We start from the raw sequence: 16,515 nt of genomic DNA, 5'->3' as shown, positions 1-16,515 counted from the left end.
TAATTTGATTTTCTGGCATTTCTATGACATAAACTATTCGCTGGCATTGTCATTTTGGGGCTTTTCATCATGTTTTATGACCTCCGGCCCGAATAATATTAACTTTTACTTAGCCACCCTTACTATCACAGGCTGAGGCCTTCGGCTTCAGTTTACGCCTTCGACCTCTCAAAACGTTCACGCTTAAATACAGATCAGAATCACTGCTGCAGGAGATCGACAGCCTGTTCTTATGTAACAAAACAAGAACGCCGGAGCGCCTGTTGTACTGGCGCAGGACCGGGTATATAACGATGAGAGTTGTGAACTGCACCAACTGATCAAAACTCTGAAAAGAAGGAAAGAATATGAGCTGGTGCTCGCAAACAAGTATCCGGGTGTGAAACATAGTGCAGCGGAACATATTGAACCTGTGAGGTGCGCAGCAGGATCTTGCCCCCGCTTTGCCTAAGCAGGGCGTTTCCCGTAGACCTTACAGGTCTTTTTGCCTTACCACCCGCACCGTTACCACCAGCTGGCCGGTATGCCGCATCGTGTGTTCAGCTGCATGAAATAACAAACCCATTACGGTGGAAGGTAATTGCTGGCGGCCCACCGCTCTTACTTGGGTTAATGAAGTTTCGTCAATCAAACTTAATGCATCAAGTGAAGCAGTCACCTGCGCATCCAGCTTGTTCAACAGTGAAGTGACCGTATCATTGTCTGATGTTTCCGTTTCTGCTTTCAGGTATGCCAGTTGCTCCAGCGTCAACGTTTTGCCAGCCGCATAGCTAAATAAACGGTCGAGCACGCCTGGTATATGCTTCAAATGAAAGCCGGGAGAAGCCACCCCTGCAGGCCTTTGCCATAACAAGGCATCGGGATAATCTTTCATCATTTCATGGATCTCCTCTTGTGCCTGCATCAATGCATGGGCAACAGGTTGCACCAATGCTGGTATTCCGGCCAATGGCCCACGTAGCCACACTTCTGGTGACATAATCTGTAATTTAAAATTTTGAGATTTTGAGATTTTAAGATTTATGCAAAGCTTGAACCCGTGCAAACCAAAAATCTAAATCGCTAAATGCTTACCTCTTCCTTCGCCTTACACATTCAGGCAATATTCATATAACGCAGAAATACCTAATAAGGTTTCAGCGCCTGGTAAATGGCTTCATGTACTTTGGGCCTTATGCTCATGCGCAAGAACTTATTTACATCCGGACTGTTTACGCGGTTACTCAGAAACACGAATATTAAATTATTCCTGGGATCAACCCAGAAACAGGTACCTGTAAAACCGGTATGCCCAAAGGTTAACGGCGAGGCAGAAGCGCAGGGATAAGGTTCCGTACGGGTAGCATTGTCCTTTTCAGGTTTGTCGAAACCCAATCCCCGGCGGCTGATAGCGCTATGATATTGATTGAAGTAATCGACAGTGGAACGGCTAAAAAAGTTCTGTCCGTTCAATACGCCTCCATTTAATAACATCTGGGCCAGCACCGCCACTTCATAGGCATTGCTGAACAAACCGGCATGGCCGGCCACACCACCAAACATGGCGGCGCCGGGATCATGTACATAGCCGTGAATTAATTGGTTGCGGAACTCTTTTTCCCGCTCTGTAGGTGCAATGTAATCAAGCGGAAATCGAAATGCCGGATTAAATCCGGTAACCGAAAGATTCAGTTTATCATAAAATGTTTTCTTCACATACTGATCGAGCGGCATCTTTGTCACAGCTTCCACTATCTTACCCAGAAAAATATAATCATTGTCGCTATAGATATACTTCCCCTGCGGGCCCAGCTCACTCTTTAGTATGCGCCGCATCATGGTATCTTCCCAATTGTTGCGGATGTATAGATTAGCAGCTACCGGCACCGTGAAATTTTCTTCCGGCGATGTTCTATACAAGGCAGAAAGGGGCAGATTCCCGTTTGTATTATCCAGCGTTTCGCGGTAAAAAGGAATGAAGGCTTTCAGTCCCGCCTGGTGTAATAAAATATCCCACAACTTCAACGGCGCTTTATTGGTGCCACGCACTAAAGGCAGGTAATCACCCAGTGTTTTCTGCAATTCGAGTTTGCCTTCATCGTATAATTTCATAACCGATAAGGTGGTGGCCATGATCTTCGTAACAGAAGCCAGATCGTAGATCGTTTCAGGATACACCGGCGCTGTACTGTCGTAGGTAAGATAGCCAAATGCTTTTTCGTAAGCTATCTTTCCATCTTTAGCCACCAGTACCACCGCGCCCGGAATGGCTTTTTGTTTAATAGCATCGTTAACGATAGAATCAATGGCAGTATTCAGTTTGGCCTGATTGAAACCTAACTGACTGGCAGGTATGGCCGGTAATAATCTCCTTGTTATAACGCCATCGCCATATTTGAAAGAAGGACAAACCGTTACCGGCAATTTACCGCTGGCCAGAAAACGGCCATGCAGCAGGTCGAAAGCGGTAGCCTGCGTAATATCGTCATCATCATAAGCTGCCACCAGTACCGGTGAGCTGCAAAAGTTCTTAATGGCATAAGGATTGCCAAATACAAAAGTGATCGTTTTTTGCTGCGCCTGTAAACCGTTTATCAATGCAATCGCCGCATTGCTGATCCCGAAATTTTTTGCCGGATAGCGCGAGATCTTGTGTACACCAATCACCACAATGTCATATTCCTTTTTTATCTGCTCCAGCATGGGCGCTATCTCGCTACTGTCTTTTTTATAGTCGAAATAAAACACACCTGCATTGTAATCCCTGCGCATATGTTCAGCAAAAACATTGTCTTGTGATAAGCCCACACCCACATAAGCAACGCTCCGTCCTTTGAACAGGGGGAAAATAGCAGGCTCCTCATTGCGCAACAGGGTCAGCGCATTTTTGGCAATTGAACGGCGCATGGTAGCTACTTTGCTGTTGAGGTCAGCCACGATGTTCGTTGTATCAACCGGTTTCCAGTCGGCCAGGCCATACTGATACTTAGCGTATAGAACTTTTCTTACCCGGTCATTGATATCGCGCCAGCTAAGCTTACCTTTTCTGATGGCCTTTCTTATTTTCTTAATACTTCCCGGAATATCGCCGGGTAAACACAACATATCGTTACCTGCGATCAACGCTTCCCGCGAAGCCTCTCCATCGGGAAAGTATTTAGCCACGCCTTTCATTTCCAATGCATCGGTAAAAGTGAGGCCGTTATAATTAAGCTCCTTGCGCAGCAGTTGTGTTACGTTGTTATATGAGATGGAAGTAGGCCTGTGTTCCGTATTGTCAATTACAGGCACCGATAAATGCGCTACCATTACACTGCCCACACCGGCCCTGAAAATTTGATTAAAAGGATAGAGTTCGAGTGAATCGAGCTGGTTCCTTGATTTATTGATAACAGGCAGATCAAGATGCGAGTCAACATCTACATCGCCATGGCCTGGAAAATGTTTTGCACAAGCCATTACCCCTACATCCTGCATACCCTTCATGTATGCAATACCATATTCAGCGACCTTGTATTTATCTTCTCCGAAAGACCGGTCGTTGATCACCGGGTTATTGGGGTTATTATTTACATCTACTACGGGTGCATAGTTTACCTGGATGCCTATACGTTTACATTGTTCGCCTACCACCCGGCCATATTCGTAGATCAATGACTGGTCCTGCACGGCGCCCATCATCATTTGGCGGGGAAGGCCCAGCACACTGTCCATGCGCATACCAACACCATTTTCTGCATCGATGGTCACCAGTAAGGGCGTTTTGGCAATCGCCTGCAGATAGTTGAGAATCGTGGCCTGCTTCACGGGACCACCCTGAAAAAGACAAAGTCCGCCAATATTGTATTTTTGAATAGCTTCGGCAACTTCTTTATCATAAAATCTGATCTTGCCACCAGCTTCGATAGATGATACCCGCACCACCATCAACTGGGCTATTTTTTGTGATTTTGATAAGGATCTGAAAACACTGTCGACCCAATGATCGGCAGCTGGGTTACCGGATGATAGCTGTGCTAGAACCTGGCTGTTAACCACAATAACCAATAAAATAAAACCGAAGGTCTTTAACATATTCCTCATGTACATGAAGTGATTTTAATAAGGCAGAATGAACATCAAATTTACTGTTAATAAGGGGTTTGAAGCATTAAAAATCTTCTAATATTGCATGCGTTTTTGTGCTGGTGAAAGCCCGGTAACCCTCGTATTTACTGCACGTTAGAATATATTTTCATTCAATTTGCCGGCAACATTTTATCCCGCCCGCCTTCTTTTCTTGCACGCTTTTGAGTGCTGGTATATGCAATCAAATAGTCTTACATTTGCCAACTCAAAATCAGGAGTAGCTTTTGGCGGATATCATTCAATTATTACCAGATAACATTGCCAATCAGATAGCGGCCGGTGAAGTGATCCAGCGGCCAGCCAGCGCCGTAAAGGAGCTGCTGGAAAATGCTGTTGATGCCGGCGCCACTGAAATAAAATTAATTATCCAGGATGCCGGTAAATCGCTGGTTCAGGTAATTGATAACGGCAAAGGCATGAGCGAAACCGATGCCCGCATGTGTTTCGAACGCCATGCTACCTCCAAGATCCGGAATATCGACGATCTGTTCCATATTCGCACCATGGGTTTCCGGGGCGAAGCCCTGGCTTCCATTGCCGCTGTTGCCCAGGTTGAGCTGAAAACCAAACGCGCCGAAGACGAAACAGGCACCTGCATTGAAATAGAGAACAGTATGGTGAAAAAACAGGAGCCCGTGGCCGCCGCCAATGGCACCAGCATCGCCATGAAGAACCTGTTCTTCAATGTGCCTGCCCGCCGCAACTTTTTAAAAAGCAATGCCGCCGAAATGCGGCATATTGTAGATGAGTTCATGCGTGTGGCCCTCTCCTTTCCCGGTATCTTTTTCTCGCTTACCAGTGGCGGACAACAAATATTCCACCTCGAAAAAGGGAGCCTTAAACAACGTATTGTACAGGTGCTGGGCCAGCATTACAATGCCCGGCTGGTTACCGTACAGGAAAAGACCGACTACCTGAACATTTACGGGTTTGTGGGCAAACCTGATACCGCTAAAAAAACCAGGGGTGACCAGTATTTCTTTGTAAACAACCGGTTCATCCGCAGCGCTTATTTAAACCATGCAGTAATGAGCGCCTTCAGGGAAATGATCCCGGCGGATAGCTTTCCATTATATGCCCTGTTCATTGACCTTGACCCCACCCAGGTTGATATCAATGTGCATCCTACCAAACAGGAGATCAAGTTCGAAGATGAAAAGATCGTGTATGCCTTTGTGCAGGCTGCCGTAAAACATGCCCTGGCGCAGTTCAGCATCACGCCTACACTTGAGTTTGACCTTGATCCCACCATTCAGCAACTGGATGCCGTAAATAAACCCTTTACGGAAGACAAACAGGAAGCCGCCCGCTCTTCTGATCTCTATAAAAATTTTACGCAAAAAGGACAGGCCCATTTTATTCAGCCCACCGATAAATCGGAACTCAGGCACTGGAAAGATTTTTTTGAACCAGGCAATGATCAATCGGCAATGGGCAATGGGCAACCGGCAATGGGAAGCTCGTCGCAGCACTCAGCCGGTAACATTGGCCAAAGAGAAGAGAAGTTCGAGTCTTTGATCGACCAATTAAAAAAGAAAGGTGATATGGCTGAGGGCTTTTCCCCACCCGCCGCCCGCCATTTACCTCTCTCTATAGATGATAATGCCCTGCTGTTCCAGTTGCATGGAACCTGGATAGTAGCGCCTACATCGAGGGGTTTTATGCTCATTCATCAGCAACTGGCGCATGAGCGTATCCTGTACGAACGTTTTGCGGCAGCAGCCGGCGGTAAAAGCATTGCTGCCCAACGCAGTTTATTCCCGGTCACCCTGCAATTATCCGCTTCAGATGCCGTATTGCTGCAGGAATTAACAGCCGACCTGAACCAGTTGGGTTACCTTATTGAACCTTTTGGCGCCAATGCTTTCGTAATACAGGGCACACCCGCCGATGTTTCTGCAGGCAACGAAAAACTGGCCATAGAAAGTTTACTGGAACAGTTCAAACATTTCAGCAGCGACCTTAAATTCTCCCGCCGGGAGAAGCTCATCCGCTCACTGGCCTGGCAACAGGCTATCAAGCCGAATACCCTCCTGAGCCTCGATGAAATGCGCGGCCTTACCACCGACCTGTTCAAATGCGCACAGCCCAATGTTACAGCCGGTGGCAATCCAACATATATCGAATTCAAAAAAGATTACCTCGAGCAATTATTTAAGCGATAATACTGATTGTGTTTTTGACAGCTTCCTTTTTTTGTCTTCCCAGATATTGTACCGCAGGTAGAACTGGAGGCTTTTGTTTTTATCAAAGGTATAAGGGGAAGAAGGCGTTACCTGAAAGCTTACATAATTATTGAAGGCCTGGCTGTACTGTAAACCTACGGTAAACCGGCTCCAGTAATAGCTCATATCGAGCAGCAGGCGCACTTCATTGCCATTTAACCGGTTCGATAGTGAATCATTCTTAAACCGGGTAAAATAGTTGCTCATCATCTCCTGCTGTGCTGGTCCCACGGGGTTGGGACGCCTCAATATTTTCTCGTAATGCGCCACCCCGCTTAAGAGGGATGAGTATTGTAATCCCGTTCCCATATAGAAGTTCCTGAGCGGGCTATGGTATACAGTAATCGGCAGATTAAAATAATATAATTTACGGGCATGGATGGAGGTGATCTGTTCCGCCATATTGGGCCCTATCTGGTAAGGTTTGCGGTCCTGGTATAATAATACAGGCCTTATGAACTGCGGGGCCGAAAACTGAAAGCCGGCCTGCACATAGGTCTTTTTATTAAAATGATATTGAAAATGCGGTGACGGAATATAATCAGAGATGGTATTTACACCGGCATTCCTGTTGTAAGCGAGGGCCTGCTGATCACCAACCGGAAAGCCCAGCGGCAATGATAAGCCAACAGCAAATGTTTTGTCCTCTTGAGCATACGGCGACCGGCTCGATTTGCGGTTGTTGGATTTCTTTTTAGCCGCTGTTTCGGGGAAGAGATCGGCCTGCGTGTAATATGTAAATTCCCTGGTCACTACACCTGAAGGAGATACTATGGTACCTGCATAATTAATGTCATAAGTAACCGGTGACTCTTTTAATTCGAAACCTCTGGCCGGCTGGGAAGGTAAAGTGAGCTGCGGCGTATACCCCTGCCGGTTCGCTGCTGCTTTTGCACGCGTGTTTAAGGAGCTTGGATCGGCCGTTTGTTTATTTACCGGCGTTTTCCCTTTTCTATTTTTAGCCTCATTACTGGCATTTGATACAACCGCATTATTTTCCAATGATTCCCGCTGATGGCTGGCCCTTTTATCATTTGCTACATGGCGATCTCTGTTGACACCATCATTACCAGTTCTTCTACCGTTTCTATTCGTTTCAGGAGTGTAGATATTTCTTCGATCGGGGTAAGTTTTGTTATTATTGTTGGGTGAATTTTTTGTGAGGTCAGCGCTGTTGTTATTGCCTGGCAACAAGCGCTTGTCAGTTTCATTAGTTCCGCTGCCGCGTGCCTTTTCAGCTACAGTTACATTTTTACCGGTGTTATTGGTAACGGCTACATCGTGCCGCGCCTGGTTGGCTGGCTGTTTAGCGGAATTGTTGCCGGCGCCCTGTTGTCCGTTGTCAGCAGCGGCTCTGTTATTGGCCGGCTTGCTGGAGCTGGATGCATATTCGGCTCCAGGCCATTTTTTCTTTGATCCGGTGGTTGAACCAGCAGGATTGTCAGCCGCAGGTGAACCGTTTGGCCGGCCATTATTTTTTTCGGTTAACGCAACGGAAGGTGCTTTTTTATTGTTAACGGTTTTTATAGTACCGGCAACAGCATCGCTGGGTTGTTCCTTTGTAAGCAGATGTCTGCCGCCAAAAAATGTTCCCACTACCACGGCCACCAATACAGTGCCCGTGATCCACCAGCGGTATGGCCCGCCAGGTCCGCCTCCACCCCGGGGCATATTTTTGTCGAGCAGCGCCTTCATATGCTGCCAGTTTTGGTCAGGGTCGTCAGGTGGCGGAAGCTGCACCAGTTTTTCCGCTAAGTGTTTTTCGTATGGATGTTTAAAATTCATCTCATTTACACTTGCAACGTTTGTAATAGTTTTTGCAATTGTTTACGGGCTTCGCTCAGGTGCCATTTGCTGGTACCCTCACTAATTCCCAATAGGTTAGCTATTTCCCGGTGATTGTATCCTTCAACTACATACAGATTAAACACCGTTTGGGTAGCCGGTGATAATTTCTGTACAAGTAATAAAACTTCATGGGAAGACATTCGTTGTATCGCATCTGCATCAATGGCTGGTTCGTCTACTTTTTCCAGTTCAATGTGCGTATGGAATTTGCTGCGCTGTCTGATAAAATCTATGGCTGAATTGATGATGATGGTTCTCACCCAGGTATACAAGGATGCCTTGCCCATATCATAAGTATGGATGTTTTTGAAGACCTTCAAAAAGCCATTATGCAATACTTCTATTGCATCTTCCTGGTTCCGGGTGTATCGCAGGCAAATAGATGCCATCGGTCCATAAAACTTCTTATACAAGCGTTCCTGGGCCTTGCGGCTGTTATTTATACAACCGTTTATGAGTTCTATATCAGTAGCATTGGTGGACAATCAAGCCGATGTTATTTGGTATTCTGTAGCCGAACTTGATAAACTGACTTGTTTCTTTTGAATGCTTATTTTCTCTTTGTTTAATGGCCAATTGCCAGTTGCTAGTAATAATACGGGGTATGGTAGCGCTACGGTTGGGGCGTGAAAGAGAAAATTTAAAAACTTTGTTAATACCGGTTCCGGATGCCGTTCAGGAATGCTTCAACTCTTTTACGGATGGTTCCTGCGCTGCCTGTGTGATTATTGATAAGGACCGAGAAAATCAGCAGCTTGTTCTTCTTCGTATAAATATATCCGCTCAATGCAACAACGCCCGACAAGGTACCGGTCTTGGCAAATATATAATTACTATCTTGTTTGTACAAATTACCTAAAGTACCCTTACCACCGGTAGGTAGTATCACCTGTAGCCTTTTCATGCCAAACTCTTGCTCCATTTTCTGCAAAAGCACCACAAAGTCGTTGGGTGTAAACAGGTTATACCGGCTCAAGCCACTCCCATCGGCCCAACGGGGCAATTGCGGCAGATCGCGGAGATCGGTTTTAAGCAGGGTATCTATTATCCTGCGGTTGTTCATTTCGCCCAATTTTATCTGGCTCACCATTAACAGCGCCTGTTCAGCAAAAAAATTATCGCTGCGGTACATCATGGGTTGTAATACCGAATCGGTGGGCTGTGAAAAGATCGTGTTCAGCCGGGCAGGCAGTTGTTTTAACTCCGGCAAATATGTGATCTGTTTTCCAACCGTATCCGGCAGCAATTCAATGGCCGATTGAATGCCATGAGTAACGAACGGCACATCCTGTTCTTTCTTTTTTTCGGTTCCCTCAGTGATCACAAACACATTCTCATTGCGGTTACGCTGTACAAAAAAAGCCTTACGGGTAACGCCCGCATTAAAGCGCACTTTCCAGTTAATTTCAGGCAGGGAATAAATAAACGGCGTTGCCGGCTGATCAGGCAAAGCGGCACTGCCGCCATTATCGCTCATTTCCTGCACCCAGTGAATGATATTACCATACACAGGTAAAGCGCTGCGCTCAACCATGTAGTTATCATTGTAGTCGTTCCATGACCAACCCGCACCCAGGGCATGCTCTTTCCAGTTAACGTCTGTTATATATATCGATTTATTTGTCTTTTGCAGAAAATCGATGACCGCATTCCTTTTAAAATCCGGATGCAGCAGGCTGGGATCGCCGGTTCCCACCAGATATAGCGCCGTATCATTTTCCCAGTACTGAATGCCCGGCAAACTGTCGCCCAGGTATTTCAGGGCAGCGTAACAGCTGAAGAGCTTGGTATTAGACGCGGGCACAAAATACTTTTTTGCGTTATGGGTATACAGGTATTTTTTAGTGGAAGGATCGAAGAGGCTGATGCCTACATGTGCATGTTGCACACTGGAATCAAGGAACAGATCTGTATTGGCGGCTTTGCCGATCTGGCGCTGGGTTGAACAGGAAGCCAGTAACAGCATGAGGCTGTAAGCAACCAGCCGAAAGCCCTTTACAGGAATAGAAGGTAAAATGGAACTGAAGTGAAAAGGGAATCTGCTGCTCTTGCTCATGCTGAAATTTAAAGATTATTTTGACAAGCAGTAGCGTTAATGGTTAGTATTAATACCTTTTAATGTGAAATTTTCCGGAATTGTATTCGATAATCAAATCTTATCACTACTCGTTCCGGCATTAGCGGGCATTATCGTATTGGCACATCAGCCAATTAGCATATGTGCATTCATTGCCTTTCCTGCGCCCTCATCCACCGTTCAGGGATCTCATTGCTGCTGGCCACCAGGTAATCCTTATACGAACAGGCAATGTATTTTTTATCGGGTAACTGCATCCACCAGCGGCCGGTCTTTTTGCTTTGCAGGAAAACCGTTTCTATTTCAGCGAATGCCATATGAAACTCATTGAAGGAATCTTTCTCTTCGAGCCGGGCTTCGCGCAGGCTGCGGTTATAACCATCCACCAGGTACCACAACATATGGCTGATCTGTTTGGCCGTGAGCTCATCTCTGTCCCGGTCGGGCACATACCCGTAAATACCTATGGTATTAATGGTAGGGCTCAGGCCGGCATACTGCATCAGCACACAGGCTTCTTCACCCGTTAGTCCGTTCGGTGTAACCTGGTTACTGGGCGCAAATGCATGGGCAATGGCTGCAATATCAAAACTGAACAGCTGCGAATTGCGGATCACCGGCTCCATTTCCTCGATATTCTCTTTCACATGCCCTACACGAAAACAGTCGAACCGTAATTTATCCATGGTTTCCAGCATATGCGGATGTACATAATAGCTCTGGAAACCGATATGATTATAATGTTTAATAAAATTCGGTTCACCGGTAAGCATTTCCATTAGAAAATTCTCCGAACGGTTCCGTGATTCCATGCTGAGGTCAATGAGCGCATCTACACAGGTGGCCTCTATGATCTGATGTTTGCTCGTGTAGGAGTGGTATTGCGCCAGCGTAAGATCGTGTGAACCACCCAGCACCACCACCGTTTTGCCGATAGCGGTCAGTTCGGCCAGCACGGTTTTCAGTGCAGCATAGGTGTCGTTCAATCCGGCGCCGGGAATGATATTACCAATATCTACCAGGTTTAGGTCGGAGTGCCATTGATATAATGCATAAAACTGGCGGCGGATGGCATCTGGAGCCGAGATGCGGCCGGGCTGTACCTGGTAGTTTCCCCTGGTCTCATTGCATCCCACCAGCACAATATCTGCCGATCGCAGGTCGGGTATTTCCTCATCTTCATACACCACGATCTTTTTGCCGATCTGTCCATCTTTATAGCCTTCATCTTCCGATAGCATGTACCGGTTAACAGGCTGCAAAAAATCTCCTATATATAATGAATCCGACATACGATGCAAGATAAATGAATAAGAAACAAGGTGGTAATGGAAAAAAGGAAAAGCTGAACGGATACATGAAAAGGCAGCTGTTACAGATTACAGGGAGACAGATGGCCCGCATCTGGAAACCGGCCACCTGTACTGATCCTTTAGAACCGGTAACTGGAAACTGGCGGCCGGTAACAGCACTTTGAACTAAGAACTATTATCTTTGCCGCATGGATGAATTGTTACAGCAAATTGCAGCCTATAAGCAGGAAATTGAGAACCAGCCAACTAACGGCGCTGATTCATTGGAAGCTTATCGTATTAAATTCCTGGGAACAAAGGGCATCGTAAAGAACCTGTTCACCGAAATGAGGAATGTTCCGGCCGATAAAAAGAAAGAGTTCGGTTTGATCCTGAACGAATTCAAACAACTGGCCGAAGCCAAATACGAGCAATGGAAACAGCAGCTGGAAGGATCGGGCGGCGCCACGGCAGCAACTATTGATGTAACCCTGCCAGGTGATCCATTACCCCTGGGCACCCGCCATCCAATCAACCTCTTCCTTAATCATGTGATCAGCATTTTCAACCGCCTGGGCTTCTCTGTGGCCGAAGGGCCGGAAATTGAGGATGACTGGCACAACTTTACCGCCCTGAATCTTCCTGAACATCATCCCGCGCGGGATATGCAGGACACTTTCTATATTCAACAGAATCCCGATTGGCTGCTGCGCACCCATACCAGCAACACCCAGATCAGGGCTATGGAAAAAGAGCAGTTACCGATCCGCATTATATGCCCCGGCCGGGTATACCGCAACGAAACGATCAGCGCCCGCAGCCATTGCTTTTTCCATCAGATCGAGGGTTTATACATTGATGAGAACGTATCTTTTGCCGACCTGAAACAAACCCTGTATTTCTTTGTGCAGGAGATGTATGGTAAGGACGTAAAAGTGCGCTTCCGCCCTTCTTATTTCCCATTCACCGAACCCAGTGCCGAAATGGACATCAGCTGCCAGTTATGCGGCGGCGAAGGTTGTGCTGTGTGCAAACGCACCGGCTGGCTCGAAATATTGGGTTGCGGCATGGTACACCCGAAAGTGCTGGAGAATTGTAACATTGACCCCGAAAAATACAGCGGCTTTGCATTCGGCATGGGTATCGAACGGCCAGCCCTGCTTAAATATGGTATCAATGACATCCGGCTTTTCAGTGAGAACGATGTGCGATTCCTGCGGCAATTCACCAGTGCCACATAATAGGTTTTATGGTTTGTAGTTTAGGGGTTGTGGTTACCGGTCATTCGGTCTTACCACGGCAGTCCATTCACCATTGCCAGATTCACGATTGACGACTATGATAGAAACTATTTGCGTTTGCGGTGCAGGCACCATGGGCAGCAGTATTGCCCAGGCAGCGGCCCAGCACAACTTTCATGTTATATTGTATGATGTAAATGAAGGCATGCTTGAAAAAGCCGGAGCGGCTATGGAAAGCAACCTGCAAAGCCTGGTTCAGAAAAACAAGATCACCGCAGAGGCGGCTACGGCAATTCAGGGTCGCATTCAGTTTGTTTCCGATATCAATGACTGCCTGGCCGACCTGGTGATTGAAGCCATTGTTGAAAAGCCCGAAATAAAAGCAGGCCTGTTCAATCAACTGGCCCAGGTGAATCACTCAGACGTAATCTTTGCTACGAATACTTCTTCTTTATCGGTTACAGCTATTGCCAAACAGGTAAGAAATCCTGAACGGGTGGCCGGCATGCACTTCTTTAACCCTGCCACTATCATGAAACTGGTTGAAGTTGTTGCCACACCTTTCAGCAATCAGCAAACCATCGATACCATTGTTGAAACTGCCCGGCAAATGCAAAAAACCCCCGTGCTTTGCCAGGACGCACCGGGTTTTATTGTGAATCACGTGGCCCGGCCTTATTACCTCGAAGCCCTGCGGCTGGCAGAACAGGGAGTAACCGATTTTCAAACCATCGACACCCTGCTCGAAGCGTCTGGTTTTAAAATGGGCCCTTTTCGCCTGATGGACCTGATTGGCAATGATATCAATTATGCCGTCAGCTGCCAGGTATATGATGCGCTGGGCCAACCGGCCCGGCTGCAACCTTCCCCCATTCAGCAGGAAAGAGTAGAAAAAGGGGAACTTGGCCGGAAAACCGGCAAAGGTTATTATGAATATTAATTCATAGTTCATTTTAGAACAGGCATTATGTGTTTCTACTGACCCGTTTTGTTATAGAAAGGTTATCTTCGTGCCCTGTTAATAATAACACTTGTTACCCAAAATACTCGTTACAGGCGGTTCCGGCTTTATAGGCGCATACATCATAAAAGAACTGGTGGAAAAAGGCTATGCTGTTCGGGCAATCCGGCATAGTAAAGGAACTCCTTTTTTTATTCCTGCACACATCAATGATAAAGTGGAATGGGTTGCCGGCGATATACTCGATGTAGTATCGCTCGATGACGCCATGAAAGGAATAGATGCAGTTATTCATGCGGCCGCCAAAGTATCGTTCAGCGATAGCGAAAGAAAAGCGATCTATAAGCTCAATATAGAAGGTACGGCCAACGTGGTGAACCTCGCGCTGGAGAATAATATCCGGCGTTTTGTGCACATCAGTTCAGTGGCAGCCATCGGCCGCACTACCACCGGCGAAACAATTACAGAAGAAAAAAAATGGCAACCGGGTAAATGGCACACCACCTATGCCATTAGTAAACACCACGCCGAGCTCGAGGTATGGCGCGGCGCTGCAGAAGGGCTGGATATGGTTATTGTAAACCCGAGCACGGTGATTGGTTATGGCGACTGGAACCTGTCGAGCTGTGCAATCTTTAAAAGCGTTTACAAGGAATTTCCCTGGTTCACCAAAGGAATAAATGGTTTTGTAGCAGTAACCGATGTGGCAAAAGCCACGGTATTGCTGATGGAAAGCGACCATTCTCACGAACGATTTATTGTGAACGGCGATAACTGGACCTTTCAGCAATTATTGAATACCATCGCCGATGGGTTTGGCAAGAAACATCCCCACAAAGAAGCCACTCCCCTGATGGGCAGCATTGCCTGGCGGATGGAAAAATTAAAAGCCATGTTCTCAGGAAAAAGACCATTGCTTACCCGTCAAAGCGCCCGCGTGGCCCAAAGCATTACCTACTTCGATAACAGCAAGATTTTAAAAGCGCTGCCCGGATTCTCCTTTACCCCCCTGGAAAAAGCTATTCAGAAAGATTGCCAGCAGTACCTGGCCAATTTGCAACCACTATAACTGGCAAAATACTTGTTATACATGCCGGCACAGGCTAATATGTTAAATAAATTTAACCCGGGAACTGTATGCCGATCAAAACCCATTCAATACTTTCAATGCCGGTAAAACGTTGTAAAGGGGGCAACTGTTTGCATAGGCCGGTTTATACCTGGGTAAACAAACCGTTTAGCAAAAACCACATAGGGGTCAACGTAAAAGCCCGGCCTCAAAATTAAAGATCGCATGAAATCAGCCGCAGGCGAATTCCATGCGGCCAGTGTAACAATATTAGATATCGCATGAAATGAGCCTTAGAAATTTTTGAGCAATTTCATTTTAAAGCGCGATGAAAATTTTTAAGGCGAATTCCATGCGGCCAGTTTAACAATATTAAAGATCGCATGAAATGAGCCTTAGAAATTTTTGAGCAATTTCATTTTAAAGCGCGATGAAAATTTTTAAGGCGAATTACATGCGGCCAGTTTAACAATATTAGATATCGCATGAAAAATTTAATCGTCCTGTTGTTAGCCGTAACCTGTTATTCCATTTCAATAGCACAGGAAAAATCATTTTCTATAATCGGGAAAGTGATCGACGCAGACTCCAAACAGCCATTGCCCAACGCCTCAGCGTATTGTCAGAATACCACCCAGGGAACTGTATCCAATAACCAGGGTTTGTTTTATATGCGCCTGCCGAACGGCGGATACGATATGGTAGTTACCTATACAGGATATGAAAAAAAAGTATTTCGTATTTCCGATAACCAGGCTACTGCCGATACCATGCTCGTGGAACTGGCCAAAGTAAATCAATCCTTATCAGAAGTAGCCGTAGTGGCCAGCACCGAAGACCCGGAGGGATTAGCTAAATACGGGAAATTCTTTACCCAGAACTTTATCGGCAATACCGGCTTTGCCAGCCAGTGCACCATTCAGAACCCCGAAGTATTACGTTTTTTTTATAGCAAAAAAAGAAATCGCTTAAAGATCACCGCTCGCGAAGATCTTATTATCAACAACTATTCTCTCGGCTATAAGATCAGGTACCAGCTCGACTCTTTCAGCTACGATTATTCCAGCAATATTACCCAATACACCGGATCGCCATTATTCCAGGAAATGGATAGTACGGAAGAAGTTAAAGCCCAATGGAAAAAGAACCGGGCACGTACATACCTGGGCTCGCGCCTGCATTTTATGCGGTCGTTCTACGATAGCACCCTGACAAAGGAGGGTTTTATTGTTGAAAAGCTGAATCAGGACTCGCAAAGTGTAAAGGGTACATTTATAACGGACCTCTACAACGAGCAGGACTACCTGGCCGATAGTGGTGATGTGGAGATCGGCTGGTCAGGCCAGTACCGCATCAGCTATGAAAGGGTTCGCCCCGATAAACAATTCCTGGAAGAATATAAATTACCGGCCAATACACGCTTTCAGATAACGGTACTGGACGTGGCCAATGGCTTTGTGATTGAAAAGAACGGCTACTTCTACGAGCAATACGATGTTATTAATACCGGTTACTGGGCCTGGAAAAAACTGGCCGAACTGCTTCCTTACGATTACATATATCAGTAACATTATATCTACCGCTCTTTAATAAAACCTTTGCATTTTAAAATACCCGCCTAATACCTTTTTTTGATACCTTCAAACGGAATTCCGATAGCCGCTGAAAAGAGAGCCGGCTATCGGAAAACCTTTC

11 protein-coding genes are annotated in these 16,515 nt (G+C 46.3%); 5 read left to right on the top strand and 6 right to left on the bottom strand.

What is annotated here, in order from left to right; translation table 11 throughout:
• Positions 1 to 472 precede the first annotated feature (472 nt).
• Positions 473 to 979 carry a DinB family protein gene (locus tag JT717_RS01680; RefSeq protein ID WP_205508451.1) on the bottom strand — a complete coding sequence of 169 codons (507 nt, stop codon included), beginning with the start codon at positions 977 to 979 and terminating at the stop codon, positions 473 to 475.
• A 146-nt stretch (positions 980 to 1,125) separates the two neighbouring features.
• The gene (locus JT717_RS01675) at positions 1,126 to 4,062 is read right to left on the bottom strand and encodes a serine hydrolase domain-containing protein (RefSeq protein WP_240347774.1); all 2,937 of its coding nucleotides are present in this window, start codon (positions 4,060 to 4,062) and stop codon (positions 1,126 to 1,128) included.
• 269 nt (positions 4,063 to 4,331) lie between these two features.
• Between JT717_RS01675 and mutL the strand changes: the two genes are divergently transcribed.
• Entirely contained in the window at positions 4,332 to 6,272 is a 1,941-nt protein-coding gene (gene mutL / locus JT717_RS01670; RefSeq protein WP_205508449.1) for a DNA mismatch repair endonuclease MutL, read from the top strand.
• On the opposite strand, the gene JT717_RS01665 is transcribed toward mutL, so the two are convergent.
• From JT717_RS01665 to JT717_RS01650, 4 genes are all read right to left on the bottom strand, one after another.
• The gene (locus JT717_RS01665; RefSeq protein ID WP_205508448.1) at positions 6,258 to 8,117 is read right to left on the bottom strand and encodes a hypothetical protein; all 1,860 of its coding nucleotides are present in this window, start codon (positions 8,115 to 8,117) and stop codon (positions 6,258 to 6,260) included. The genes mutL and JT717_RS01665 overlap by 15 nt on opposite strands.
• A 5-nt stretch (positions 8,118 to 8,122) precedes the next feature.
• The gene (locus JT717_RS01660) at positions 8,123 to 8,665 is read right to left on the bottom strand and encodes an RNA polymerase sigma factor (RefSeq protein WP_205508447.1); all 543 of its coding nucleotides are present in this window, start codon (positions 8,663 to 8,665) and stop codon (positions 8,123 to 8,125) included.
• 167 nt (positions 8,666 to 8,832) lie between these two features.
• Positions 8,833 to 10,236 carry a D-alanyl-D-alanine carboxypeptidase/D-alanyl-D-alanine endopeptidase gene (gene dacB, locus JT717_RS01655; RefSeq protein ID WP_205508446.1) on the bottom strand — a complete coding sequence of 468 codons (1,404 nt, stop codon included), beginning with the start codon at positions 10,234 to 10,236 and terminating at the stop codon, positions 8,833 to 8,835.
• Between the two features lie 170 nt (positions 10,237 to 10,406).
• Positions 10,407 to 11,549 (bottom strand): formimidoylglutamase, encoded by a 1,143-nt coding sequence (locus JT717_RS01650; RefSeq protein ID WP_205508445.1) that lies wholly within the window; start codon positions 11,547 to 11,549, stop codon positions 10,407 to 10,409.
• Between the two features lie 209 nt (positions 11,550 to 11,758).
• On the opposite strand from JT717_RS01650, the gene pheS reads away from it, so the two are divergent.
• The 4 genes from pheS (at position 11,759) to JT717_RS01630 (ending at position 16,388) form a co-directional block, all read left to right on the top strand.
• Positions 11,759 to 12,790 carry a phenylalanine--tRNA ligase subunit alpha gene (pheS, locus tag JT717_RS01645; RefSeq protein ID WP_205508444.1) on the top strand — a complete coding sequence of 344 codons (1,032 nt, stop codon included), beginning with the start codon at positions 11,759 to 11,761 and terminating at the stop codon, positions 12,788 to 12,790.
• Positions 12,791 to 12,887: 97 nt separating this feature from the next.
• The gene (locus tag JT717_RS01640; protein ID WP_205508443.1) at positions 12,888 to 13,730 is read left to right on the top strand and encodes a 3-hydroxyacyl-CoA dehydrogenase NAD-binding domain-containing protein; all 843 of its coding nucleotides are present in this window, start codon (positions 12,888 to 12,890) and stop codon (positions 13,728 to 13,730) included.
• A gap of 91 nt (positions 13,731 to 13,821) precedes the next feature.
• Positions 13,822 to 14,820, top strand: coding sequence for an NAD-dependent epimerase/dehydratase family protein (locus JT717_RS01635; RefSeq protein WP_205508442.1), 999 nt, complete (start codon positions 13,822 to 13,824; stop codon positions 14,818 to 14,820).
• Positions 14,821 to 15,305: 485 nt separating this feature from the next.
• On the top strand, positions 15,306 to 16,388 hold the full coding sequence (locus JT717_RS01630) for a carboxypeptidase-like regulatory domain-containing protein (protein ID WP_205508441.1): 1,083 nt from the start codon (positions 15,306 to 15,308) through the stop codon (positions 16,386 to 16,388).
• Positions 16,389 to 16,515: the final 127 nt, after the last annotated feature.

Source organism: Longitalea arenae (assembly GCF_016924755.1).
In the GTDB taxonomy this organism is placed as follows: domain Bacteria; phylum Bacteroidota; class Bacteroidia; order Chitinophagales; family Chitinophagaceae; genus Niastella; species Niastella arenae.
The sequence above is the reverse complement of the archived record's forward strand: the minus strand, read 5'-3'. Positions and strand labels throughout refer to the sequence as shown.

Bases quoted from the DNA above. Each gene is read 5' to 3' on its own strand.
- pheS (WP_205508444.1), top strand. From the start codon at position 11,759: ATGGATGAATTGTTACAGCAAATTGCAGCCTATAAGCAGGAAATTGAG.
- JT717_RS01630 (WP_205508441.1), top strand. From the start codon at position 15,306: ATGAAAAATTTAATCGTCCTGTTGTTAGCCGTAACCTGTTATTCCATT.
- JT717_RS01665 (WP_205508448.1), bottom strand. From the start codon at position 8,117: ATGAATTTTAAACATCCATACGAAAAACACTTAGCGGAAAAACTGGTG.
- JT717_RS01680 (WP_205508451.1), bottom strand. From the start codon at position 979: ATGTCACCAGAAGTGTGGCTACGTGGGCCATTGGCCGGAATACCAGCA.
- dacB (WP_205508446.1), bottom strand. From the start codon at position 10,236: ATGAGCAAGAGCAGCAGATTCCCTTTTCACTTCAGTTCCATTTTACCT.
- JT717_RS01640 (WP_205508443.1), top strand. From the start codon at position 12,888: ATGATAGAAACTATTTGCGTTTGCGGTGCAGGCACCATGGGCAGCAGT.
- JT717_RS01650 (WP_205508445.1), bottom strand. From the start codon at position 11,549: ATGTCGGATTCATTATATATAGGAGATTTTTTGCAGCCTGTTAACCGG.
- JT717_RS01675 (WP_240347774.1), bottom strand. From the start codon at position 4,062: ATGAGGAATATGTTAAAGACCTTCGGTTTTATTTTATTGGTTATTGTG.